Genomic DNA, 21580 nt, shown 5'->3' with positions numbered 1-21580 from the left:
GCGGGCCTTCAGAGCGACGCGAGGCCAGCGGCGTGCGGGTCAACAATCGCGCCGTGACGACGGGTGGCGATCCTCGGCGTCGACGTGGTCGTCCGCACGCCCAGGGCTTCGGCATAGACCTCGACGACCTCGTCGAGGATCTCAGACCAGCGATAGGCGGCGCTGCGTTCCAGCGCCGCCACTCCCAGGCGACGGCGGGTTTCGGGAATGCGGATCAGTTCGCTCAGCGCCTCGCCATAGGCGGCGGGCTGGTCTGAGCAGAGCCGAGCGTTGCGGCCGTGCCGCAACAGGGCGCGGGTGTTGGGTGCGTCGGCGCAGACCATGGCCAGGCCGCAGGCCATGGCTTCCAGATTGACGTTGCCGAAGGTCTCGGTGGTGCTGGGATTGAAGAAGATGTCGCCGCTGGCCAGCGCCGTGGCAAGGGGCTCGCCCGACAGGAAGCCAGTGAAAGCCGCGCCCGGCAGCCGGTCTTCGAACCAGGCGCGAGCAGGTCCATCGCCGATGATAAGCACCTGCGGCCTGTGGCCGGCTACCTCGATCAAACGGATGGCTTCGGCGAAGGCCGCCAGGCCCTTTTCCATGACGATCCGGCCCAGGAACACGATCACCGGGCGGTCGGGATCAAAGCCCTGGTCCAGCCGCCAGGCCTCGCTTCGGCGACCGGGATGGAAGAGGTCCGGATCGACGCCCCGCGCCCAGGTCCGGACCCGCGTGGAGGGGACTTGGGCGCGAAGCTCGTCGCCGATCGCCTCGGTGGGGGCCATGACGTAGTCGCAGGCGCCGTAGAACTTCCACAGTCGCCCGCGCACCAGCGGGCGCAGGCGACCCAGGCCATAGTAGTCGAGATAGGTGTCAAACAGGGTGTGCAGACTGGCGACCACCGGGACCTCCAGTCTGCGGGCGAATTTTAGGGCCGCCGAGCCCAAGAGGTCGGGGGCTGAAAGGTGGATGAGGTCTGGCTTGAAGGCCTCGATGTCTCGTCGCAGGAAGCCAGGCAGGCCCAAGGCCAGGCGGTAATCGCTCCGGAGCGGGATCTTCACCGACGGCACGGAGATGAGTTCGCCGACCGGCTCGAAGGCGGGCTTGGGGGCGGTGGGGGAATAGACCCGTACCTGCGCGCCGATCGTGTCCTGCAGGTGGCCGACCAGGCGGTTCAGCGACTTGTTGGCCCCGTCCAGGGTGTAGTTGTAGTTCCCCGAGAACAACGCGATCCGCAACGGGCGCGCACCATGGGTGTGTATCTGCGCCTTGATGTCCATGCTGGTCCTTCCACGTGTACGCCCCGGTCCCAGCCGACCAAGACGGCGCGCTGGTCCCACCCCCACACGGAATTTCGAAAAATCGGTGAGACCCGCGTCCGACGACGCCGTCCTTGCGTGCAGGCGGCCACCGGCGTCACGGCCGACGATGTCGGACGCGCGGTGGTGCGGGGCTTTTTGAAAGACTACGATGCGGATTGTGGATGTCGCCGAGTTCTATTCGCCCACCGGCGGGGGCGTGCGGACCTATATCGACCGCAAGTTCGAGGCCGCCGCGCAGCTGGGCCATGAGCTGTTCGTGATCGCCCCGGGGCCGTGCGACGGTTTCGAGCCGCGTGCGGCGGGCGGCGTGATCCAGGTCCGCGCGCCCCGCCTCCCGTTCGACGCCAACTACCACATGTTCTGGGACGCCGACCCCGTGCACCGCCAGCTCGACTTCCTGACGCCGGACCTGGTCGAGGCCTCGTCGCCCTGGCGGGGCGCGGGTATCGTCGCCAGCTGGGAGGGGCCGGTCCCACGGGCTATGTTCATGCACGCCGACCCGGTGGCGTCCTACCCCCAGCGATGGCTGGCGCCGATCGCCACGCCTCAGCGGATCGACCAGCTCTTCGGCTGGTTCTGGAGCTATCTGCGCAGGCTCGCGGGCGGCTTTGGCTCCGTTGTCGCGGGCGGACCTTGGCTCGCCGACCGGCTGACGGGGCAGGGCGTGGGCGCGGTGGCCAGCGTGCCGCTCGGCATCGACCGCGGCGCCTTTTCTCCCGGCAAACGGGACGCGGCGCTGCGATCGCGCCTGTTGGCGGCCTGCGCCTGTCCCGATGACGCCAGGCTCGTCCTGGGCGTCGGACGGTTCCATCCGGAAAAGCGTTGGCCGATGGTCATCGAGGCGACCATGCGCGCCCGCGCCGATGCGCCGATCGCTCTCGTCCTGATCGGCGACGGAGTCGATCGCGCCCGGGTGGCCCGCGCCGCGGCCGGCAATCCTCATGTCCGCATTCTGCCGCCGATCCGCGACCGCGATCTGCTGGCCGCCCACCTGGCCAGCGCCGACCTTCTGGTCCACGGCTGCGAGTCCGAGACTTTCGGCCTGATCCCCGCCGAGGCCATGGCCAGCGGTCTTCCGGTCGTCGGCCCCGATCGTGGCGGTTTCGCGCATCTGGCGCAGCCGGCGACCTCGGAGATCTATCGGGCTGGCGACACCGGCTCGGCCGCCGCCGCCATCCGGCGCCTGCTGGCGCGTGATCCTGGCCTCTTGAGGGCCTCGGCCATTACGGCCGCCGCCAGGGTCCGTCGCGACATCGACCACTTCGCCGACCTCTTCGACCACTACGGGGCCGTTGCGGCCGGGGCGCGGGCGTGAGGCGCAAGACCTTGATCGACGAGACGGCGCCGAACGTCGCGGGCAAGACCTCGCGCCTGTGGGGGTGGCTGGGCGGTCTCCTTTCCGCCGGGCTGATCGGCGCCATCGCGGCGCAGCTGGGCGGGGCCAGTGGCGAGGTGCTGAAGGCGATCCGCCAGTTGCCGCTCGGCGCCTGGCCGGCCTTCCTGTTGCTCTATTTGACGCAAACGCTCTTCGACTACGCGATCTTCCGGCGACTCTGGCGCATGCCAATGGCCGGTTTCGAAGCGCTGCTGCGCAAGAACGTCATCAACGAGGTGGTGCTCGGCTACAGCGGCGAGGCCTTCCTCTATGTCTGGGCGCGTCGGGCATCCCGCACCGTGGCCTCGCCCTTCGCCGCGATCAAGGACGCCAACATCGTTTCGGCGCTGATGGGCAACGTCCTCACCCTGGTCCTAGCGCTGGTCAGCGCCACGCAGCTGCAGGACCTCGATTTCGCCCGTCGGCTAGGGCCGGCCCTGTGGTCTGGGCTCATTCCAGTGGCGATCTCGCTGGGGGTCCTTGCCTTCGGGCGCCGCGTGTTCTCGCTGCGCCTCGGGCAGCTCTTTTATGTCGCCGGGGTCTGCGGGTTGCGCCTGGGGGCCTGGGCGGGGCTGACGGTGCTAGTCTGGAGCCTGGCGCTTCCGCTGGTCGCGCCGGCGCAGTGGGTGGTCCTGCTGGCGATCCGGCTGCTGGTGTCTCGGATTCCGCTGATCTCCAACAAGGATCTCGTGTTCGGCGGCCTGATGCTGCTGCTGCTTGGCGCGCATTCGGCCGTCGCGGTGCTGCTGGCGGCGCTGGCCGTGATGACCCTGGGTCTGCACCTGGCGGTCATCGTCGGGCTCGGCCTGGCCGATCTGGCGCGTGGCCTGCGGCGCGCGGCGATAACGCCGAGCGAGATGGGCCGCGTCGTTGTCGAAAGCAGCGTCCATGACTAGGTGGGGCCTGAAGATTCCGGGGCGGGACATTTGGCGTGTCGGCTTGGTGGAGGCGCCGATCGCGGACGTCGCCCGGCGCGGTTTTCCGGCGAACGCGCCGGTTCACTGGCTTCCGGAGGAGGGCGGGCGGAAGTTCCTGGCCGATCCCTTCGGCGTCTGGCGCGAGGCGCGCCTGCACCTCTTCGTCGAAGCCTATGACTACCAGACCCGGCACGGCGTCATCGAAGTGATCGAACTGGACGCAGGCTTTGCGCCTGTCCAGCGCTCGGTGGTTCTCCGCGAGCCCTGGCACCTGTCCTATCCGCAGGTCTTTGAGGCCGAGGGCGAGACCTGGATGCTGCCGGAAGCGTACAAGTCCGGCGTGCTGACGCTCTATCGCGCCGCGGCGTTCCCGCACGTCTGGGAGCCGGTGGTCCGGCTGGAGCTCGACACCCCAGCCATCGACGCCACACCGTTCCGCCACGATGGCCTGTGGTGGCTGGCCTATTCGCCAACCGGGCCGCAGCGCTGGAAGCAGGGACGCCTGCACCTCGCCTTCGCCGAGCGCCTGGCCGGCCCCTGGCGCACGCACCCTGGCAATCCGGTCCGCAAGGATCTGTCCTCCAGTCGGCCTGGCGGCACGGCGTGGGTCGAGCATGGCCTGCCGCGGTTGCCGATGCAGGACTGCACGCGAACCTACGGCGGCGGCATCCGGTTGCTGACCGTCCTCAGGCTCGACACCACGCGCTTCGAGGCCGAGGCGGCCGCGCCTCTGAGCCTGCCGCCCGGGGCGGGCGCCTATTCGCAAGGGCTGCACACCCTGTCGGCCTGTGGTCCGGTCACCCTGTTCGACGTCAAGCGTATCGATCGCTCGCTGTGGACGCCACGCGCCCGCGAGGCGGCGGCGTAAAATCGGTGAGAGGGTCTTGGGGGCATGGCGTCGTTTGGCCATGCGCATCGGCTTTCTCTTCAATCACGACCAGATCCATCAAGTGGCCCACAGCCTGCCCATCGCCCTGGCGCTGGCGCGGGCGGATCTTGGATTGGAGATCGTGGTGGCGACCACCAACCGGCGTATGACCGCCGAAGTGGTCCGCCTGGGCGGCGGGCTTATCGGCCACGGCATCAACCTGGTGGAGCTGGGTCTAAAGCGGAGGTCGTCGCAGGTCCTGGCCGCCGCCGCCGAAGCGGTGCTGCCGGCGACCAAGCTCCTGGTCTACAGCGACAATCTCGACTTCTTCCGCGCGCTGGACATGCTGGTGGTCGCCGAGAAGACCTCGCTGATCCTCAAGACCCGCTACGGCCTCGACCACCTGAAGATCATCCATACCCGGCACGGGGCCGGCGACCGCGCCATCGGTTTCGACAAGGCCAGCGCCGGCTTCGACCACGTGCTGGTGTCCGGCCGAAAAATCCGCGACCGCCTGGTCGCCGAGGCCGGGGTCGAGCCCGACAGGATTTCCGTCGTTGGATATCCGAAGTTCGATCTGTTGGCGCGAGGTCGGCCGACCCATCCGCTGCTCGACGACGGGCGGCCGGTGGTGCTCTATAATCCGCATGTCTCGCCGCACCTGTCGTCCTGGTACGAGGCGGGCCGGCAGGTGCTGGACTGGTTCGCCGCGCGCGATGACTACCATCTGATCTTTGCGCCGCACGTGATGCTGTTCGAGCGGCCGTTCGTGGTGACCATCGATAAGCTGCGGCTCGACCGCGCCGGCCGGATCGAGGAGCGCTATCTGCGCGCGCCCAACATCCATATCGACCTGGGCAGCCGAGCCTCAACGACCATGGTCTATACCCAGCGCGCCGACATCTATCTCGGGGACGTTTCCAGTCAGGTCTACGAGTTTCTGCTGCGCCCACGCCCTTGCGTCTTCCTCAACACCCATCGCCAGGCCTGGCGGGACGATCCCAACTACGGCCACTGGCGGGCCGGTCCGGTCATCGAGACGCCCGATCAACTGGGCGAGGCTCTGGCCTCGGCCCGCGCCGAGCACGAGGCGCGGTGGCGGCCTGTTCAGCAGGCGATGTTCGCCGAGAGCTTCGATCTCACCGAGGAGCCTTCGGCCGTCCGCGCCGCGCGCGCCGTGGCGCGCCTGGCGGCCCTGGACTGGTCGGCGGCGGCGCTTGTCGAGGCGGAGCGGGCCCATGGCTGAGCTGCGCATCGCCTATGTGATCAACTCGGTCGAGGGCGGCGGCGCCGCCCTGCCGGTCCCCGCCGTGGCGCGCGCCCTGATCGCCCAGGGCGCTCGCCTGGAGGTCTTTGCCCTGACCCGTCGCGATGGGCGGGCGGTGGCGGCCATGGAAGCGGCAGGCCTTACTGTCCACGTGCGGCAGGGCGGGGAGAAGGACCACCGCAAGACCCTGGCCTGGCTTGACGCGCGCCTTCGCGACTGGCGGCCCGACGTGATCTGGACCTCCCTGACCCGGGCCACGCTGCTGGGACAGATCGTCGGCGAACGTCTTGGCGTGCCGGTGGTCAGCTGGCAGCATGCCGCGAAGCTGAAGCTGGCCAACCTTCTGCTGCTGCGCCTGAGACAGGCGCGTTCGCGGCTCTGGGTCGGCGACTCCCACAGCGTCACGGACCTGACCGCCGAGCGCCTAGAGGTCCCGCCGTCGCGCCTGGTCGCCTGGCCGCTCTTTGCCGCCAATCCCGACATGTACCGGGCCTATCCCTGGCGCCCTGGACAGACCCTGGAGCTGGGATCCCTGGGGCGGCTGCATCCGGTGAAGGGCTACGACATCCTGATCGAGGCGTTGCTACGGCTCCAGACCCAGGGCTGCTGTTTCCCGGCCGCGATCCGGGTCCGTATCGCGGGCGAGGGCAGGGCGCGCGCGGCTCTGGAAGAGCGCGCCGAGCGCCATGGCCTGACTTTCATCGAGTTCACCGGCTTTAACGAACGACCCCTCGAGTTCCTGGCCGACCTGCACCTCTACTTGCAGCCATCACGGTCCGAAGGGCTTTGCATCGCCGCCCACGAAGCCATGCAGGCGGGGCTTCCAGTCATCGCCTCCAGCGTTGGCGAGCTGCCCTACAGTATCGAGAACGGCGTGACCGGCCTAACCGTGCCGCCGGGAGATCCTTGGGCGCTGGCCGAAGCGTTGGGCCGCCTCTTGTCGCGCCCCGAGCGCCTGGCCCAGATGGGCGCGGCGGCCCGCACGCGCGTGCTGGAACGCTTCGGGCAAGACGCCTTCGACCGCACCGGCGCGGCGATCTACCAGCGGCTGCCGGGCTTCATCGCCGAGACGGGGCGGGCGCCAGACCGCGCCTCGCGACCGCTGCCGAATCCCGGAGGCCGTCCCTGCGCGTCCTGACCTTCCTGCACAGCTTCGAGCCTGGCGGCGTCGAGCGGATTGCCCTGCGCCTGGTGCGGCAGTGGCGCGCCATGGGTGTCGATGCGCCGCTCTTCATGGGGAGAACCGATGGGGACATGCGCGGCGACGTCGGGGCAGGCCTAGACTTCGTCTCGCCCCATCGGACCCGTCCTTGGACGGCGAGGATGGAAACGCTCTGGATGATCTGGACGCTTCCTGGGGTCGTTCGACGGCTACGCCCTGACATCCTGTTCTGCGCGGGCAACACCTACGCCATCGTGGCGGTGGCCCTGAAGGTCTTGCTGGGGCGGCGCTGCCCACCCATCCTGCTGAAGGTGAGCAACGACCTCGACCGCCAGGACATGCCGGCCTGGTTTTGCGTCTTCTATCGCCTGTGGCTCAAGATCCAGGGGCATTGCCTGGATCACTTCATCGGTATGGAAGCGCCGATGGCTGAAGAGATCCGCGTCGGCCTCGGCGTCTCGGAAGGTCGGATCACCATCATCCCCGATCCCGCCTTGTCCAGGCCGCTGATCGAAGCCTTGCGGACGGGGGGTATGACAGGCGCGCGGCCGGGCCTGGGCGCTGGTCGGCGTTTCGTCAGTATAGGCCGGCTGACGCCGCAGAAGAACATTGGCCTGATGCTCCGGGCCTTCGCGCGCGGCGCGCGGGGAGGCGACACGCTGACGGTGATCGGCGATGGGCCGCAGCGGGCGATGCTCGAAGGTCTCGTGGAAGACCGTGGCCTTGGCGCGCAGGTGAAGTTCCGGGGATATCTGCCTGAGCCGGCATACCTTTTGCCGTCGTTCGATGTCCTGCTCCTATCCTCGGACTACGAGGGCGTGCCCGCCGTCATCCTCGAAGGGCTCGCCGCCGGCCTGGCCATCGTCGCCACCGACTGCAGCCGCAGCATGGCGACCTTGCTGGGTCACGGCGGGATGGGCGCACTCGTCCCGGTGGGCGACGAGCGGGCGCTGGCAGGAGCAATCGCCAGAGCGCGGCCGTTCTGCCAAGATCTGGCGCAGACCCTCGCGCAAGCCCACCGCTTCACGATCGAGGGCGCTTCCCGAGACTATCTACAGGTCATGTCAAAGCTCCGGCGCGTTTCACGGCGGCACGTGCCGAACGCGTTGGAGGTGGCGTCGTAAGCTCGATGTCGCGGCGCGCAGCCGCTCGGTTCTGTATCGGGAGGGCCGATGAATGCGGCGCTCCCTCCAGAGAAGACCAGGGAAGTGTTCGGGTCGGAACTAAGGCGCGCCGTAGTCGAAGCCAGGATCCTTGGCCTTGCCGCCGGCCCCGAACTTCCACGACAGGCTGACGAAGGCCGTGCGACCTAGCTGGCGGCGCTCGAACTGGTCGGAAAGGGTAGGGGTGTCGATCACCGTGCGGTCGCGCTGCCGGTTAAGGAGGTCTGAGACCGTGACCACGGCCGACAGATCGCTCGTCAGCTTGCGCCGATAGCCGAGATTGACGCTGCTGCTGGGCAGGCGGCGGCCCTGAGCGGTCAGGCGCTTGCCGCTGTAGCTGGCGCTGACCTGGAAGAAGTCCTTGGCCGTGGCGGCGTAGTCGAGGCTGGCCTTGCCGGTATAGCCGATGGCCGAGCGCTTTGCGGCAAACCCCAGGTTGGCCGCGTCGATCTGATTGTAGAAGACGTTGGTGCTGAGGTTGTAGCTCACGGCGCTGGCGATCTTGCCGCTGGCCGACAGCTCCACGCCGCCCGATGTGGCCTTGCCCAGGTTCTCCTTGGTGGTCAGCAAAACGGTCGGGCTGATGTAGCGGCTGACGTCGGTCATGCCGTTCAGGCTACGGCGAGCATAGGCCGTCGCCGCCAAGGTCGCGCCGTGCGTCCGGGTCTCGTAGCCGATTTCGAACGCATGGGTCTCCTGGGGCATCAGGTTGGGATTGCCGGCCCGGGCGCTGAAGGCGTCGATGACCACGAAGTAGGGATTGAGATCCTCGGGCTCGGGACGGGCCACGCGCTTGCTATAGCTGAGGCGAAGCTTGCGATCCTCGCCCAGGTCCTTCTCCAGGTGCAGGGTAGGATAGGCGCGGAAGTAGTCGGTGCTGTTCTGCAAGGCGCTCGCAGCTGGTTGGTGTCGATCAGCGTCTCTTCTAGCCGAAGGCCTGCCAGCAGCGTCCAGTCGCCCAGAGGTCGCTCATAGGTCCCGTAGAGAGCGTGGACGGTGCGCTTGTAGAGGAAGCGGTTGGTTTGGGACGGATCGACGACATGCAGGGCGCCGACGATCGTTCCGCCGTAGTTGTCGTAGTCGTCGTTGTCGCGCTGCAAATCATAGCCGAGCTTCAGCTTGGCCCTACCGGGGAGGGCGCCCGAATACTCGGCCGACAGTTCGGTGGTGATCTCGTCGGCGCGCGGGATCAACTCTTCGCGAAGATCTGCCGCGGGGGGCGCGCGGAAGCGGCTGAGATAGGTGCGGCGGCGGTCTTCCTTGGTCTCGCCGCGCTGCAGGTCGAGCGTGAACTCGCCGTCGTTCGCCAGGGTGCGGCGATAGCCGGCGGAGAGCTGGGTGCTGGTCTCGTGGCCGCGTCCCTGGCCCTGCCGGTCGTAGTCCTTCAGCACCGTCCCGCCGGGATCCGCCGCCCGATTGCGTTCGCCGATCGTCAGGGTTTCAGCGCGCCGGTTGTAGCTTGCCGAGCCGCTGATCCGGCTCTTGGCGTCGAGATCGTAGTCGAAGCCGGCCGAGACGATCTTGGAATCGCGCTGCTGGTCGCTGACCACCGTCTGGTCGCTGGCGGCCGCGCCGCCGGCGACGGCGTCGCGGCGCACGCGGTGGTCAGTGGTGGTGCGCTTGCGGGTCTCGTGGCGCAGTGAGGCCGAGCCGAAGAGGTTGAGGGCCCCAGACTTGTAGGCGGCGGTGGCGCCGAGATTGTAGCGACCTTCCGTGCCCAGGCTCGCCTGCGCCGTACCAGAGCGCCCAGGACGGCGATTTTTCTTGGTGACGATGTTGATGATGCCCGACGCGCCGTCCGGCTTGAACTGGGCCGAGGGGTTGGTGATCACCTCGATCGACTCGATGCTGTCGGCTGGCATCTGCTGCAGGATGGCCCCGCGATTGGCCGCCGACATCATGGTCGAGGGCTTGCCGTCGATCAGCACCTGAACGTTGCTGTCGCCGCGCAGGGAGAGGTTGCCCAGCACGTCGACCTCGACGGAGGGCAGGTTGCGCAACACGTCGCCGACCGAGCCGGCGCTGGCCTGCAGGTCATGGGCGACCGAATAGGTCCGCCGGTCGATGGAGGTTGCTTGCGCCGGCTTCTGGGCGGTGATCACCACGCCCTCGACCGCCGTGGGCGCAGGAACTGTCTGCTGGGCCAGGGCGATCGCGCCGGGGGCGCCGCTGGCCGCCAGGGCCGCCATCAGAGTCTTGCGCATTGAAATGTCCCGCCCAGCCAAACTGCAGCGGGTATCGTCGGCGGCGTCTTCCCGGCCCATGACGACGAGATTGATAATTCCCAACCTCGACACCGCGCGATTGGGAATCGGTAATGTCGTGGCCATCGTGGACGAATGCGGGCCGGCGCATCGTGGGGGTCAGTCGGATCCTTGAAGGGTCCTCTTGAAAAGGAAGTCGCCCATGAAGAAGCTGATCATCGTCGCGGCCCTGATCGCCGCCGCCACGCCGGTCCTGGCTGAAACGGCCAAGACCTTCACCGGTCACGAGCTGGCCAAGTCGGCCAAGGTTTCGATGCAGCAGGCCGAGGCCATCGCCCTGAAGGCGCGTCCGGGCACGATCAAGGATCGCGAGCTGGAAAAGGAAAAGGGCGGCAGCGGCCTGCGCTACACGTTCGACCTCGTCGGAACCGACGGCAAGAAGTACGAAGTCGGTATCGACGCCGCCGACGGCAAGATCCTCGAGAACGGCCTCGACAACGACAAGGACTAAGCGGTCCTCCGGGAGCACGATGACGGCATGAAGATATTGCTGGTCGAGGACGACAAGGAAGCGGCGGCCTATCTGCGGCGCGCCTTGTCGGAAGCCGGGCACACCATGGACCACGCGGCCACGGGTCGCGAGGGCCTGATGCTGGCCGCCGGCGAACCCTATGACGTCATCGTGCTCGATCGCATGCTGCCCCAGCTCGACGGCCTGGCCATCCTGCGCACCATCCGCTCGGCGGGCGTCAAGACGCCCGTCCTGCTGCTGACCGCGCTGGGCGGCATCGACGACCGCGTCGAGGGGCTGGAAGCGGGCGGCGACGACTATCTGGTCAAGCCGTTCGCTTTCGCCGAGTTCCTGGCCCGGGTGAACGCCTTGGCGCGTCGGCCGCCGCCTCAGGAGATGGTCTCGGCCCTGCAGGTGGCCGACCTGCGTCTGGACCTGCTGAAGCGATCGGTCACCCGGGGCGGGCAGCGCATCGACCTGCAGCCGCGCGAGTTCCAGCTCCTGGAATATCTGATGCGCAATGCAGGCCGGGTCGTCACCCGCACCATGCTGCTGGAGAGCATCTGGGAGTTCCACTTCGACCCCAAGACCAACATCGTCGAGACCCACATGAGCCGGCTGCGCGGCAAGGTCGATCGGGGCCAGCCGCAGGAACTGATCCACACGGTGCGCGGCGCCGGCTATTGTCTGCGCGAGCCCGACTAGGTGCTGCGCTCAACCAGCCTGCGCCTGGCCGTTCTCTACACCCTGGGGTTCGCGCTCTCGGTGGTGCTGCTGGGCGCGCTGACCCTCTACAGCACCCGTGCGGCCCTGTCGGAGCAGTTCGACGCCCGCATCCGCGCGGAAGCCGCCGCCCTGACCCAGGAGTTCGCCACCGAGGGCCTGGACGGCGTCGTCCAGGCGGTGCGCGAGCGCGACCGTACGCCTGGCGCGCTGGACTATGGCCTGATCGGACCTGACGGCCGACCGCTGGCCGGGCGCTTTCCAAGCTCGGCGGCCAAGCCGGGCTGGGCGACCCTGGCTGCCCCTCAGCGCGATGGCGAGGTCGAGCCGGTCCGTGTGCTCACCACGCCGCTGCCCGGCGGCTATCACCTGATCGTCGGCGACGACGAAGAGCGCATCGAGGCGCTGGACACCGTCGTGCTGCAGGGGTTTGCCGGCGCCCTGATCGGGGTGGTGATCCTGGGCGTCGTGGGCGGGCTGGCCTTCAGCCGCGACGTCCATCGGCGGCTCTCGGCGATCTCGGGCACGGCCGAGGCGATCATTGACGGGGATCTCACCCGGCGGGTGCCGGCGCGAGGATCCAGCGACGACATCGATCGCCTGGCCCATACCTTTAACCGCATGCTCGACCGCATTGGCGCCCTGATGGAGAGCTTGCGCCAGGTTTCCAACGACGTGGCCCACGACCTGCGGACCCCCCTGACACGCCTGCGCCAGCGGCTGGAGGCGGCCCAGAGCGCGCCGGCCGAGCAAGCCGAGGCCATAGACGGGGCCCTGAGCGATCTCGACTCCATCCTGGAGACCTTCGCGGCCCTGCTGCGCATCGCGCAGATCGAGGGCGGCGCGCGGCGCGCGGCGTTTCGGCAGGTGCGGCTGCGCGATCTGGCCGCCACCGTCGTCGACGCCTTCGCGCCCTCGGCCGAGGAGGGGGGGCGATCCCTGCGGCTGGAGGCCGGCGAAGACCTCGTCATTGAGGGCGACACTGAGCTGCTGACCCAGATGTTGGTCAATCTGGTCGAGAACGCACTGCGCCATACAGGCGAGGGCGCTCAGGTGCGAGTCGGCATCGACCTGGTCGACCGGGCGCCGGTCCTGTGGGTCGCCGACAACGGCCCCGGCGTCCCGACCGGCGAGCACGCGCGGCTGTTCGACCGCTTCTACCGGCTGGAGCGCAGCCGCTCCGCGCCGGGCAGCGGCCTGGGCCTGGCCTTGGTCGCCGCCGTCGCCAAGCTGCACGAGGCAAGCGTCCGGCTGAGCGACGCCGAGCCGGGGCTGCGGGCCGAGGTCGTGTTCCTGCGGTGACCTGTCGCGGCAAGATTGGGAATTCGCAATCTACCGGCCATGCGACCGACAAGGGCCGCAGTCTAAGCCGGAGGGATCGAGGAGATCCGGATGAGCACCCCTCCGCATTGCAGATCCGCCGGGCAGTGGACGCCGGTCTTGGCCCTGGCCGGCGCGGCCCTAACCTTGTCGGCCTGTGTGGCCTATGCGCCCGCGCCGGTGAGGCTGGACGCCTATCCAGACCGTCGCGCGGCGACGCAATTGTCCGCACCAGCCGACGGCCACGACTGGACCGGCGCGGAGCTGCTGGCCGAGGCGCTTCGCAACAACCCCGCTGTCGCCGAGGCGGCGGCGAAATACCGGACGGCGCGGGCGGCGGCCAAGGTCTCGCACGTGCCGCCTCCGGCGAGCCTGACCCTGACGGCCGAATACGCAAAGTCCGAGCCCAAGCAGTGGCTTTACGGCGCGACGTCTGGCATCCCACTGGACATCGGCGGCCGCCGCCAGACGCGGATCGACGCCGCCGATCTGGCCGCGTTGCAGGCGCTCTACGACTACGGCGAGGCGGTCTGGACCATTCGCACGGCCCTGGCAAAGGCGCGGACCGAACGGGCCTTCGCCGACGCGGAGGTCGCCCAGGCTCGCGAGGTCGAGGTCGTGCGCCAGACCCGCGCCGATCGCCTGGACCGCCGTGTCGCCGCCGGCGAGGACGACCGCAGCCTGGCTCTGACCGCTCGTGGCGAGCTGGAGACGGCCCGCCGCCGGGTGAGCGACGCCCAGAGCCGACGCGCCGCCGCCGATGCGGCCATGGCCGGAGCGCTGGGCGTTCCGGTCTTGGCGGTGCGCGACCTGCGTCTGGCGCCGGCCACCACCATGCCGAACACGCTCGACGTTCCGGCCGCCGCGCGGGCCGCCGCCTTGACCCGGCGCGACGTCTTGCGCGCGGTGGTCGACTACGATCTGGCTGAAGGCGCGCTGCGGCTGGAGATCGCCAAGCAGTATCCCGAGGTCCGGATCGGACCCGGCTACACCTATGACCACGGCGTGGCCAAGCTGCCGTTCAACCTGGCCCTGACCTTACCGCCACAGGACTTGAACCGTGCGGCCATCGCTCAGGCCGAGGCCAAGCGGGCCGAAGCTGGCCGATCGCTGGAAGCCGTCCAAGCCGCGGCGCTCACGGCCGTCGACGCCGCCGAGGCGGCCACGACGGCGGCCCGCGTCGCCGCGAACCAAGTCCAGTCGCGTGACATCCCCAATGCCGACGCCTTGGCGGCGACGACCGCGCGCAGCCTTGCGGCCGGCGCCGCCGACCGCGTCGACGACCTGGGTGCGCGCGCCCTGGCGCTGGAGACGCGGCTTACCCTGCTCGACGCCCGCAAGGCCCAGGCCTTGGCCGAGATCGATCTGGAGGACGCCCTGCGCGCGCCCTTCGACCCGGCCGAACTCATCCTGCTCGAAACCACGTCCCGCACCCTAGGAGACGGACAATGAAGCTTGGCGCGAAAACCAGTGTCTTGGTGGCCCTGATGGCGACCGCCCTTGCCGGCCAGGCCTTCGCGGGTGTCGAGCTGGACGCGGCGACTCAGAAGCGACTGGGCGTGGCGGTCGCTCCGCTGGCGGCGGCGCGCTACGCCGGGACGATCAACGGCTTTGCCCGCGTGCTCGACCCGGTGCCGCTCGCGACCCTCGATAGCGACCTGCTCGCCGCTCAGGCGGCCGTGCGAGCCTCGGCGGCTGAAGCGATGCGGACCAAGGCCCTGGCGGCTGCCGACGCCACCATCTCCGTCAAGACCGCCCAGGCCGCCCAGGCCCAGGCGAACGCCGACGCCGCCAAGCTGACCTTGCTGCGCCGTCGGGTTGGGCTGGAATGGGGCTCAGCCTTCATGGCCGACGGCGCCAGGGCGCGGTTGCTGGCCGATCTGGCGGCTGGTCGCGCGGCCCTGGTGCGGATCGACGCGCCGGCCGGTGCGGCAGGGGCCCGGAGCGTCCAACTGGAGCTCAGCGGTGGTGAGCATCTCGCCGTGATCCTACTCGGTTCGGCGCGGACGGCCGACACCCGCCTGCAATCGGGCGGCCTGATCGGAGTCGTGCGCGGCCCGGCCGCCAGCCGGCTGGCGGCAGGCCTCACAGCGCCGGCGGTGCTGAGCGGACCGGTGGGAACCACGGGCGTCCTCGCCCCGCGCTCGGCGGTGATGCGCGCCCAGGGCAAGGTCTTCGTCTATGTCCGCCAGGACTCCACCCACTTCGAACGCCGGGTCCTGAGCGGCGTCGTCCCACAGGCCGAAGGCCTGTTCGCCGCCGGTGGCGCGAAGGCGGGCGAGCCGGTGGCAGTGTCCGGCGCGGCCGCGATCTTCGCAGCCGAGAACGCCCCCAAGGCAAAGGACTGATCCGATGCTCAGCGCCATCGTCCGTTGGTGCCTGGAAAGGCCGCGTCTGGTCGCGCTCGGCGCGGCCCTGCTGCTGATCTATGGCGGCGTGGTTCTCACCCACGCCAAGTTTGACGTCTTCCCCGAGTTCGTCCCCGCCCAGGCCGAGATCTCGACCGAGGCGCCCGGTTTGACCGCACAGCAGGTCGAGCAGTTGGTCACTCGGCCCGTCGAGCAGGCCGTCAACGGCGCCTCGGGCGTCGAGACCGTGCGCTCGGAGTCCCAGCAGGGCCTGTCTTCGGTCAGTGTCGTCTTCAAGGAAGGCTCCGATCCTTACCGGGCCCGCCAGGTGGTGGCCGAGGCGCTGGGCGAAGTCGCCGGCAGCCTGCCGGCGGGCGTGGCCGCGCCCAAGGTCGCGCCACTGACCTCCTCGACCATGGACCTCTTGAAGATCGGCTTCACCTCCGAGCGCTTGTCGCCGATGGAACTTCGCGATCTGGTCCAGTGGACGATCCGGCCGCGCCTGCTGGCGGCCGCCGGCGTGGCTCGCGCCACGGTCTATGGCGGCGAGGCCCGCCGCTTCGAAGTCCGCGCCCGACCCGACGACCTGGCGGCCCGCGACCTGTCGCTGTCGGACCTTGTCACGGCCGTCAAGGCGGCGACCGGCGTCAGCGGCGGCGGCTTCATCGACACGCCTGAGCAGCGAATCCTTATCGACGCGCGCGGCCAGGCCCTGACTCCCGCCGACATCGGCGCCGCTCCGATCCCGAGTTCCGCCGCTGGCGCGCCGGTCCGTGTCAGCGACGTCGCCGACGTGGTCGACGCCCCAGCGCCGGACGTCGGCGAGGCGGTGATCATGGGCAAGCCTGGCGTGCTGATCAGCCTGTCCAGCCAGTACGGGGCCAATACCCTCGACGCCACCCACGCCGTCGAGGCGGCGATGGAAGAGCTGAAGCCGGCCCTCGACAGCCAAGGCGTCAAGGTGTTCGCCGACCTGCACCGGCCGGCCAACTTCATCTCCGCCGCGCTCGGCGGCATCACCGAGGATCTGGTGATCGGCGCGGTGCTGATCGCGCTGGTCCTCCTACTGTTCATGCGCAATCTGCGCGCGGTGCTGGTCTCGTTCATCTCGATACCGCTGTCGCTGCTGACGGCGGTGATCGTGCTGGACGCCCTGGGCTGGACCATCAACACCATGACCCTGGGCGGCCTGGCCGTGGCGCTGGGCGTGGTGGTCGACGACGCCGTCATCGATGTCGAGAACATCGTCCGCCGCCTGCGCGGGCGCGGCGAAGCGCCAGCCGTGGAGGTCGTGCTCGGCGCCTCGCTCGAGGTGCGCGCGCCAGTCATCTACGCCACGGTCGTGGTGGCCTTGGTGCTGGCGCCGGTGCTGATGTTGGGCGGTCTGCAGGGTGCGTTCTTCTCGCCCCTCGCGGCGGCCTTCATCCTGGCGACGGCCGCGTCCCTGGCCGTGGCCGTGGTCGTCACCCCGCCGCTGGCCCTGCTGTTGCTGGGTAACGCCCATGTTCCTGAGGAGCCGAAGGCGCTCGAGCGGGCCAAGGTCTGGCACGAGGGCGTCCTGGTCCGCGCCAGCGGCCGGCCGGGCCTGGCCGTCATCGGGGTCATCGCCGCCGCGGCGGTCACCGGCGCCGGCTTCATGCTGTTCAATTCCGAGCTGCTGCCCAATTTCCGCGAAGGCCACTTCGTGCTCGGCGTCGCCGGTCCGCCGGGAACCTCCCTGGGCGTCATGCGCAAGTACGGGGAGGGGATCACCCGTGACCTCCTGGCCGTCGACGGCGTCCAGAGTGTCGAGCAGCAGATCGGCCGCGCCTCGGGCGGCGAGGACGCCTTCGGGACCGAGCGCAGCGAATTCCACGTCGAACTGAAACCCAAGCTTTCCGGCAAGGATCAGGACCGTGTTCAGGAGGATATCCACAAGGTCCTCGACAGCTATCCGGGCCTGGAGACCGAGGTGCTGACCTTCTTAGGCGATCGCATCGGCGAGTCCCTGTCGGGCGAGACCGCGTCCCTGGCCGTCGGCGTCTACGGCGCCGATCTCGACACGCTGGACAAGACCGCCGCCGACATCGCCGCGGTGATGGAGAAGGTCCCTGGCGCGACCGATGTGAAGATCCAGATTCCGCCCAGCACGCCCGTGGTCCGCGTCGATCTCAACCTGCCGAGCCTGGCTCGCTATGGCCTCGCCCCGGCCGAGGTTCTGGACGCCATTCAGACGGCCTATCAGGGCGCGGTGGCGGCCCAGGTGTACCAAGAGAGCCGCGCGCTCGACATCGCCGTGACGACGCCGCCGGAGGTTCGCCAGGACCCCGAGGCCGTGGGCGAGCTGCTGATCCGCGCCCAAGGCGGCCAGGTCGTGGCGCTGAAGGACATCGCCAAGGTCTGGCTGACCGACGGCCGCACCAGCATCGCCCACGAGGGCGGGCGACCGCGCCAGGTGGTGACGGCCAATCCCGCGCCCAAGGACGCCGCCAAGGTGACCAAGGCCGTGCAGGACGCCATCGCCAAATCGGTGAAGCTGCCGCCCGGCGTCTACCTCGACTATGCCGGGACGGCCGAGGGCGCGGCCAACGCCCAGCGCCAGCTATTGTTTAATGTCGCCATCGCCGTGATCGGCGTGGTGGCGGTGCTGCTGATCACTTTCCGCAGCGGCCGGTCTGTTGGCCTGATCCTGGCCTCGGCGCCGTTCGCCCTGGTCGGCGGGGTCGTCGCCGTAGCTCTGACAGGCGCTAGCCTGTCCCTAGGCTCGCTGGTCGGCTTCGTGACCTTGTTCGGGGTGGCGGCGCGTAACGCCATCCTGCTGGTGTCGCACCTGGACCATCTGGTGCTCGTCGAGGGCGAGGCCTGGTCGCTGGGCGCCATCGCCCGGGCGACGCGCGAGCGGGTGACGCCGATCCTGATGACCGCTCTGGTCACCGCCCTCGGCGTCCTGCCGTTGGCGATCCAGACCGGGCAGGCAGGCCGCGAGATTCAGGGACCGATGGCTATTGTCATCCTGGGCGGTCTGATCACCTCGACCATCGCCAGCCTCGTCGTCCTGCCCAGCCTGATCTGGCGCTTTGGCCGGCCTCCGGTGTCGGGCGCTCCCGCCTGACCGCGCAGCCAGTTCCTCCCTCCTGGCTGCGACCCGGCGCGCGCTGAGCCCAAGCGCGCGCCGGGCTAGCGGATCTCATTCGCCGTTCAAAAGGGCGATCCACGCTGCTGATCAACAAAGGTCGCACGCACCTTCTGACCTGGTTTGAGGTCTTCAAGCGTGATGACCATCCGGCTTGGGCGACTTCAGACAGGTTCCAAGCAATCGCGACGAACGATCCCTCCGCGCGCCGTGAGGCCCGCGCCGGCCCCTCGGCGAAAACGCGACGTTCTCCTAAGAGCATCTATCGGGGTTTGGCGACCTCGAATGGGGCGATGCTCGAGAGCAGCGGATCGTCGAGGGCGGTGGCGTCATCTTCGCGTAGCAGGGTGACGATGCGTAGCGGACGGACGGCGGTTTCGCGTGTGAGCGAGCCGACATAGACGTCCGAACGACGGCCTGACGGCCAGAGCCGCAGGATGCGTCGGTCATCCGCCGACGCGCCTGGGGCGACGAGCGTCAGCATGGCCGGACGGCCTTCGTGCAAGACGTTGGGCGGTGGCAGGCGATGCAGATCGGCGCGGCCGTCGAGGGCGGCCAGGCCGCCCCGCCAGGACCAGCGGGGAGCGGTGCGCCACCCCCTCGCTCGAAGTCGCGCCTCCAGCGCGCCGGGCTGGGCCCGCCAAAGCGCCACGAAAGGCTCTTCGGGCTGGCCTAGAAGGTCGATGCGGCGGGCGGGGATCGCCGCGCCGGTCAGATTGGCTGCGCCTCGCGGCGCCGGCCCCAATTGTAGATAGGGGGCGTAGAGAGCCTCGGCCTTGTTGTAAGCTCGAGGTCCAAGAGAGCCGGCGACCAGGGACAGCGCGGTTACGAACGCCACGCCATCCTGCCAAGGCGGCATGTCCGCCGAGGGCTTGGCGTCGCTGGCCGCGAAGGCAATGGCCAGGCTCGCCAGCGCGCCACCGAGCGCCATGCCGGCGATCACGTCCGAGGGCCAATGAGCGCCGAGATAGACCCTTGAGACGGCCGTCAGTAGGATCGCGGCGAGCGCCGGCAGCCAGATGAGTGGGCGCCAGCGTCGTTCGAAGGCGCGGGACGCCATCCACGCCAGGCTCAGATAGAAGGCGGCGGCCGAAGTGGCATGGCCGCTCGGAAAGCTATAGGCTTCCGCGCCTGAATAGAGCGTCGAGGGGCGCGCCACATGGAAAACGGTCTTGAAGGCGGGCGTGGCGAGGGCCGCGCCGGTCATGACCAGCGCCAGCGCGAGCGCCCAGCGCCAGCGGCGTTGGTAGAGGAGGTAGAGCGTCGCCAAGACCGTCGCGGCGGTGCGCTGGCCGCCGTCGCCTAGCGCCGAGGCCATCATCATCAGGGCGTCCAGCCATGGGGTGCGCAGGCCGTAGAGCAGATTGGCGATGGCGACGTCAGCCCGGACGATCGGGCGCTGGCTGACAACGTCAGCGCCCAAGTTCAAAACGTAAACGATCAGCAGGATGCAGGCGCAAACCCCAGCCGAGCGCCAGCGGGCCAAAGCATGCTCCGGCCCGAGGACCAGGCGCGCCAGCCTCGCTCGCCAAACCGGCGCGCCAGGGGCGCGGGCGAGCGCGCGGGAGGCCAGCGCGCCAGCATGAGCGGCCAGGCGATCGACGAGCCGCGTCAGGCGACGCAAAAGGAAGATCGCGGCGACCAGGGCCACCATCGCCAGGATAAGGATGATCGCCGCGCCGCCGCCGACCGAACGGGCGGTCAGGCCGGCCGCCGCGCCAGGCAAGATGAAGGCCGGCGACCACAGCAGGACCGAGGCGATGTTGACGAGGTGGAAACGCCTAGCTTGCAGCCCGAACGCGCCCGCGATCATCGGAACCATGGGGCGCAGGACGGGTAAGAAACGTCCTATGGCGACGCTAGCGGCCCCGTGGCGTTGAAAGAGCGCTTGACCCGCCGCCAGGATTTTGGGTCGAGCCAGCAGGAAGGCGTTTTGGTTGAGGCGGCCGCATTGGGCACGCCCGGTCTCGTAGGAGATCCACGCTCCCAGCGTCGCGCCGAGGGCGGCGGCGGCCAGGATCTCCCACAGTGGGGCGCCGTGCATCGCCGCAGCCGCGCCCAGGCCTAGCAGCAGAGAGGTGCCGGGGACGAACAGCCCTACGAACGGCAAACTTTCCAGGAACGCGATGACGAAGGCGAAGACCGGCGCCCAAGCGATGTGGCGCCGGATGACGCCCGCGATGAGGTCGAGCCCGTCGCTCACGACGTCGCTGAGGTCGACATCTGGCGACGAGCATAGGGTATGGGCATCAGGGTCTCCACGCACGGGCGAATCCGCGCGCGCAAAGCATGCGGTCCGCCAGCTTGGCGGCCGGTGACCGAATCTATACAAATCCCCAAGATTTCGTGGGGGCGTAGCAAGCCGCGTTTCCGAGCAATCGGAAGTCGATCAGGCTTAATTCTCTAGACCGGACCGATAATTTTGCGGTCTCCCTGGCATCGAGTCAATCGCCACGAACATTGAGATATCTCAATCTTGCGAGTGATGCTCTTGGTCATCTGAAATCTGGTTTCAGAACAACGGCATCCGTCACTGATGTGAAAATGTAGTCGTTCGGACATCAAGTCTTCACACGCCAAGCCGCGCCTAGCCGACTAATCGGCCGCCGAACCCGACCGGAGCGCTTCCTTTGGCTCCGATCGTGAGCGAGCGGGGATAAGCCGATGACGAAGCTCTCGAAGGCGCGCCTGGAGGCCCTGGCCTCGCCATCGAGCGCGAGATCTTGGGGCTTTCGCCTGCGGAGCGAAAGGAGGTCCGGCAAGCGCGCAGCAAGCCCTTGGTCGCCGAATTGGAGGCTTGGCTGCACGAAACGCGCGGCAAGCTCACCCGCGCCCACGACCTGGCCAAGGCCATCCATTACATGCTGCGCCGCTGGCCCTTGTTCATCCGCTTCCTCGACGACGGCCGCATTTGCCTCAGCAACAACGCCGCTGAGCGCGCTCTGCGCGGCATCGCCCTGGGCCGCAAGTCTTGGCTGTTCTGCGGCTCGGATCGTGGCGGCCAGCGCGCGGCGATCCTCTACAGCCTGATCGTCACGGCCAAGATGAATGACGTCGATCCGCAGGCTTGGCTCGCCGACGTCCTGGCTCGCATCGCCGGGCATCCCGCTCAGCAGATCAACGAGCTCCTGCCGTGGAACTGGCGCGCCGCAGCCGCGCCCGCCCAGGCGGCCTGACACTCCGCAGGGAACGTCCGGATATCGGCGGGGACCTTACTTCGTGTGCCGACCCTTGTCGGACATCCGAACCAAGCTGGTTTCGTGCAGAGCGGGTGTGTTTTGGGACCGTGCGACGGCGCGTCCGAAACCT

15 protein-coding genes and 2 pseudogenes are annotated in these 21580 nt (G+C 68.9%); 13 read left to right on the top strand and 4 right to left on the bottom strand.

The genetic code is table 11. From position 1 onward, the window contains the following. Window positions 1-8: 8 nt before the first annotated feature. On the bottom strand, window positions 9-1259 hold the full coding sequence (locus CSW63_RS13600) for a glycosyltransferase family 1 protein (protein ID WP_099503430.1): 1251 nt from the start codon (window positions 1257-1259) through the stop codon (window positions 9-11). 190 nt (window positions 1260-1449) lie between these two features. Here CSW63_RS13600 and CSW63_RS13595 point away from each other — a divergent pair, with 190 nt between their 5' ends. Genes CSW63_RS13595 through CSW63_RS13570 form a run of 6 tightly spaced genes read left to right on the top strand, consistent with a single transcriptional unit; the run spans window position 1450 to window position 8014 of the window. Then, entirely contained in the window at window positions 1450-2616 is a 1167-nt protein-coding gene (locus CSW63_RS13595) for a glycosyltransferase (RefSeq protein WP_099503432.1), read from the top strand. Then, window positions 2613-3572: a hypothetical protein gene (locus CSW63_RS23410; protein ID WP_168193655.1), complete on the top strand. Its 960-nt coding sequence runs from the start codon at window positions 2613-2615 to the stop codon at window positions 3570-3572. Before CSW63_RS13595 ends, CSW63_RS23410 begins: the two co-directional genes overlap by 4 nt. Further along, the gene (locus tag CSW63_RS13585) at window positions 3565-4461 is read left to right on the top strand and encodes a hypothetical protein (RefSeq protein WP_210408486.1); all 897 of its coding nucleotides are present in this window, start codon (window positions 3565-3567) and stop codon (window positions 4459-4461) included. The genes CSW63_RS23410 and CSW63_RS13585 overlap by 8 nt, the downstream gene beginning before the upstream one ends. Before the next feature lie 40 nt (window positions 4462-4501). Beyond that, window positions 4502-5707, top strand: a complete 1206-nt coding sequence (locus tag CSW63_RS13580) for a hypothetical protein (RefSeq protein WP_099503436.1) — start codon at window positions 4502-4504, stop codon at window positions 5705-5707. Next, complete coding sequence (locus tag CSW63_RS13575; protein ID WP_246842019.1) at window positions 5700-6866, top strand: glycosyltransferase family 4 protein; 1167 nt, start codon at window positions 5700-5702, stop codon at window positions 6864-6866. Before CSW63_RS13580 ends, CSW63_RS13575 begins: the two co-directional genes overlap by 8 nt. Continuing rightward, window positions 6854-8014, top strand: coding sequence for a glycosyltransferase (locus CSW63_RS13570; RefSeq protein WP_256371378.1), 1161 nt, complete (start codon window positions 6854-6856; stop codon window positions 8012-8014). The genes CSW63_RS13575 and CSW63_RS13570 overlap by 13 nt, the downstream gene beginning before the upstream one ends. 99 nt (window positions 8015-8113) lie before the next feature. Here CSW63_RS13570 and CSW63_RS24000 read toward each other — a convergent pair whose 3' ends face one another. Both CSW63_RS24000 and CSW63_RS23995 read right to left on the bottom strand, forming a co-directional pair. Next, window positions 8114-8941, bottom strand: coding sequence for an outer membrane beta-barrel family protein (locus CSW63_RS24000; RefSeq protein ID WP_256371364.1), 828 nt, complete (start codon window positions 8939-8941; stop codon window positions 8114-8116). Window positions 8942-8961: 20 nt separating this feature from the next. Continuing rightward, window positions 8962-10242, bottom strand: a pseudogene (locus tag CSW63_RS23995) (TonB-dependent receptor); the annotation flags it as partial. Between the two features lie 217 nt (window positions 10243-10459). Here CSW63_RS23995 and CSW63_RS13555 point away from each other — a divergent pair. From CSW63_RS13555 to CSW63_RS13530, 6 genes are all read left to right on the top strand, one after another. Next, window positions 10460-10768: a PepSY domain-containing protein gene (locus CSW63_RS13555; RefSeq protein WP_099503445.1), complete on the top strand. Its 309-nt coding sequence runs from the start codon at window positions 10460-10462 to the stop codon at window positions 10766-10768. A gap of 27 nt (window positions 10769-10795) precedes the next feature. Next, window positions 10796-11473: a response regulator transcription factor gene (locus CSW63_RS13550; protein ID WP_099503447.1), complete on the top strand. Its 678-nt coding sequence runs from the start codon at window positions 10796-10798 to the stop codon at window positions 11471-11473. Next, a complete protein-coding gene (locus CSW63_RS13545; protein ID WP_099503449.1) occupies window positions 11474-12793 on the top strand; it encodes a HAMP domain-containing sensor histidine kinase in 1320 nt (439 codons plus the stop codon). Window positions 12794-12883: 90 nt separating this feature from the next. After that, on the top strand, window positions 12884-14263 hold the full coding sequence (locus tag CSW63_RS13540) for a TolC family protein (protein WP_099503451.1): 1380 nt from the start codon (window positions 12884-12886) through the stop codon (window positions 14261-14263). After that, a complete protein-coding gene (locus tag CSW63_RS13535; RefSeq protein WP_099503453.1) occupies window positions 14260-15159 on the top strand; it encodes a hypothetical protein in 900 nt (299 codons plus the stop codon). The genes CSW63_RS13540 and CSW63_RS13535 overlap by 4 nt, the downstream gene beginning before the upstream one ends. 4 nt (window positions 15160-15163) lie before the next feature. Continuing rightward, complete coding sequence (locus CSW63_RS13530; RefSeq protein ID WP_099503455.1) at window positions 15164-18250, top strand: efflux RND transporter permease subunit; 3087 nt, start codon at window positions 15164-15166, stop codon at window positions 18248-18250. Between the two features lie 283 nt (window positions 18251-18533). Here the strand turns inward: CSW63_RS13530 and CSW63_RS13525 are convergent, their stop codons facing one another. Further along, on the bottom strand, window positions 18534-20474 hold the full coding sequence (locus tag CSW63_RS13525; RefSeq protein ID WP_099503457.1) for a bifunctional DedA family/phosphatase PAP2 family protein: 1941 nt from the start codon (window positions 20472-20474) through the stop codon (window positions 18534-18536). 505 nt (window positions 20475-20979) lie between these two features. Here CSW63_RS13525 and CSW63_RS13520 point away from each other — a divergent pair. After that, window positions 20980-21447 (top strand): annotated as a pseudogene (locus tag CSW63_RS13520) (transposase); the annotation flags it as partial. Window positions 21448-21580 lie beyond the last annotated feature (133 nt).

The sequence above is a fragment of the Caulobacter sp. FWC26 genome, assembly GCF_002742645.2.
GTDB lineage: Bacteria > Pseudomonadota > Alphaproteobacteria > Caulobacterales > Caulobacteraceae > Caulobacter.
This window is presented reverse-complemented; position numbering and strand designations above follow the sequence as displayed.

Excerpts from the sequence above, each read along its gene's own strand:
- CSW63_RS13540 (WP_099503451.1), top strand. The coding sequence starts at position 12,884 with ATGAGCACCCCTCCGCATTGCAGATCCGCCGGGCAGTGGACGCCGGTC.
- CSW63_RS13555 (WP_099503445.1), top strand. The coding sequence starts at position 10,460 with ATGAAGAAGCTGATCATCGTCGCGGCCCTGATCGCCGCCGCCACGCCG.
- CSW63_RS13535 (WP_099503453.1), top strand. The coding sequence starts at position 14,260 with ATGAAGCTTGGCGCGAAAACCAGTGTCTTGGTGGCCCTGATGGCGACC.
- CSW63_RS13550 (WP_099503447.1), top strand. The coding sequence starts at position 10,796 with ATGAAGATATTGCTGGTCGAGGACGACAAGGAAGCGGCGGCCTATCTG.
- CSW63_RS13575 (WP_246842019.1), top strand. The coding sequence starts at position 5,700 with ATGGCTGAGCTGCGCATCGCCTATGTGATCAACTCGGTCGAGGGCGGC.
- CSW63_RS13595 (WP_099503432.1), top strand. The coding sequence starts at position 1,450 with ATGCGGATTGTGGATGTCGCCGAGTTCTATTCGCCCACCGGCGGGGGC.
- CSW63_RS13530 (WP_099503455.1), top strand. The coding sequence starts at position 15,164 with ATGCTCAGCGCCATCGTCCGTTGGTGCCTGGAAAGGCCGCGTCTGGTC.
- CSW63_RS13580 (WP_099503436.1), top strand. The coding sequence starts at position 4,502 with ATGCGCATCGGCTTTCTCTTCAATCACGACCAGATCCATCAAGTGGCC.
- CSW63_RS13585 (WP_210408486.1), top strand. The coding sequence starts at position 3,565 with ATGACTAGGTGGGGCCTGAAGATTCCGGGGCGGGACATTTGGCGTGTC.
- CSW63_RS13600 (WP_099503430.1), bottom strand. The coding sequence starts at position 1,259 with ATGGACATCAAGGCGCAGATACACACCCATGGTGCGCGCCCGTTGCGG.